At 73.1% G+C, this 1,824-nt stretch carries 3 protein-coding genes; all 3 read right to left on the bottom strand.

Translation table 11 applies throughout. From position 1 onward, the window contains the following. Positions 1-387 (bottom strand): dihydrofolate reductase family protein (locus tag BIV01_RS12015; RefSeq protein ID WP_175473707.1); only part of this gene is annotated, 387 nt, incomplete at its 3' end. A 10-nt stretch (positions 388-397) separates the two neighbouring features. Further along, positions 398-736, bottom strand: coding sequence for a hypothetical protein (locus tag BIV01_RS12010; protein ID WP_071302992.1), 339 nt, complete (start codon positions 734-736; stop codon positions 398-400). Then, on the bottom strand, positions 733-1,731 hold the full coding sequence (locus BIV01_RS12005; RefSeq protein WP_071302991.1) for an SDR family oxidoreductase: 999 nt from the start codon (positions 1,729-1,731) through the stop codon (positions 733-735). Before BIV01_RS12005 ends, BIV01_RS12010 begins: the two co-directional genes overlap by 4 nt. Between the last annotated feature and the right edge of the window lie 93 nt (positions 1,732-1,824).

Below are 1,824 nucleotides of genomic sequence, written 5' to 3'. Positions count from 1 at the left end.
GTCGAGCAGCCCGGCCTGCTGGTACTGCGCCGCGAGGAGGCCGCCGCCGACGACCCACACGTCGCGGTCGCCCGCCGCTCGCTCGAGGACCGACTGGTGGTCCGCGACCGATCCCGAGACGAAGTGCACCTCGGCGCCGTCCGGCACGGGCAGCTCGCGCGTGGTGAACACCCAGGTCGGTAGGTCCGGGTACGCCCAGGTGTCGTCGTGGGCGAGCAGCCACTCGTACGTGGTCGACCCCATCACGAGGGCGCCGACGCCCGCGAAGAAGCGGTCGTGGTGTTCCTGGAACGGCTCGAAGCCGAACTGCAGCAGCCAGTCGAGGTCGTCGCCGGGCGCGGCGACGAACCCGTCCAGCGAGGACGCGACGGAGTAGGTCGTGCTCATGCCCGGGACGCTACCGAGCACCTCCGACAGCACGTCGTCCGCTGCCGACGGCCGCGCCCTCGGCGATCACCAGCACGAGGGAGATCCCGAGCTGGCCGAGGGCGAACCGGCGCCGCCGCCGGTCCGCGACGGCCAGCGGCACCATCGTCAGGCCGTGGAGGGTGTCCACGACCGCGCTGAGCGTGTGTGCGTCGGGAGTCCCGGCGCGACCGACCAGCCCCGCCTGGGCGAGCTGCCGCGCCGCGAGCACGACGTCCAGCACCGGCTGCCCACCGCCCCGTGCGGCCCGGACCGCGTGCCCGATCCCCACGGCGGCCCGGACGGCCTCGACACCGGAGCCCGACGTCATCGTCGTCGTCCCGCCGCCAGCGCCACGGCTCCCGCCGCACCGGCCAGCACCGCGCCGACGATCCCGTTCCCGAGCCGGCGGTGTTCCACCCACCAGGTCTGCGGCGACCAGGCGTGCGCGGTGTCGTCGAACACCCCGTGCGCCCCGTGGTCCCCTGGAACCGGTTCGTAGAGGTTCACGCCGATCGCCGAGCCGTCCTTCTCGGGGTCCTGCTGCCCGGACACCAGCGTCTTCGCGGCGTACCAGTCCGCGAACCGCCCGCTGATGCGGTTGCCGAGGATCGTGTAGACCGTCGACTCACCGACCCAGGTGCGGCGACGGGGCCGCTCGGCCACGGCGGCGATCGCCCGTGCGCCGACCTCCGGCTGGTAGATCGGTGCGACCGGCTGGGGCTGGTGCGGCAGCTTCGACTTCACCCACTGGAACTGGATGGTGTTGAGCGCGGGCATGTCGACGCGGGAGACCTGCACCTTGCTGCCCTGCTCGAGGAGCTCGGAGACGACCGACTCGGTGAACCCGACGATCGCGTGCTTCGCCCCGCAGTACGCGGCCTGCAGCGGGATGCCCCGGAAGCCGAGGGCCGAACCGACCTGGACGACCTGCCCGCGGTCGCGCGGGACCATCCGGGACAGCGCTGCCCGGGTGCCGTTCACGAAGCCGAGGTAGGTCACGTGCAGTGCGCGCTCGAAGTCCTCGGGTGCGGTCTCCATGAACCGTCCGAACACGCCGACCATCACGCCGTTGACCCAGAGGTCGATCGGCCCGAGCTCCTGTTCGACGCGGTCCGCGGCTGCCTCGACGGCCTCCCGGTCGGACACGTCCGCGACCAGTGCCAGCCCTCGTCGTCCGGCCGCCTCGACCTCGGCGACCGCGGCCTCGACCCCGTCCCGCCCCCGCGCGAGCACCGCGACGTCCCACCCCCGCGCGGCGAGCTCCCGCACCGTCGCCCGTCCCAGTCCTGCGGAACCACCGGTCACCACTGCCACTCGAGTCATGGCTCCCTTGTACCTGCGGTCGACCGTGCACCACTCAGCCGCTGTCCCCCGGACGGATGCAGGCGGGGTCGGCCACGAGCATGATGGGCTCGT

Origin of the sequence: Curtobacterium sp. MCBA15_013, assembly GCF_001865095.1 — a bacterium.
In the GTDB taxonomy this organism is placed as follows: domain Bacteria; phylum Actinomycetota; class Actinomycetes; order Actinomycetales; family Microbacteriaceae; genus Curtobacterium.
The sequence above is the reverse complement of the archived record's forward strand: the minus strand, read 5'-3'. Positions and strand labels throughout refer to the sequence as shown.

Coding starts and splice junctions, on each gene's coding strand:
- BIV01_RS12010 (WP_071302992.1), bottom strand. CDS start 736: ATGACGTCGGGCTCCGGTGTCGAGGCCGTCCGGGCCGCCGTGGGGATC.
- BIV01_RS12005 (WP_071302991.1), bottom strand. CDS start 1,731: ATGACTCGAGTGGCAGTGGTGACCGGTGGTTCCGCAGGACTGGGACGG.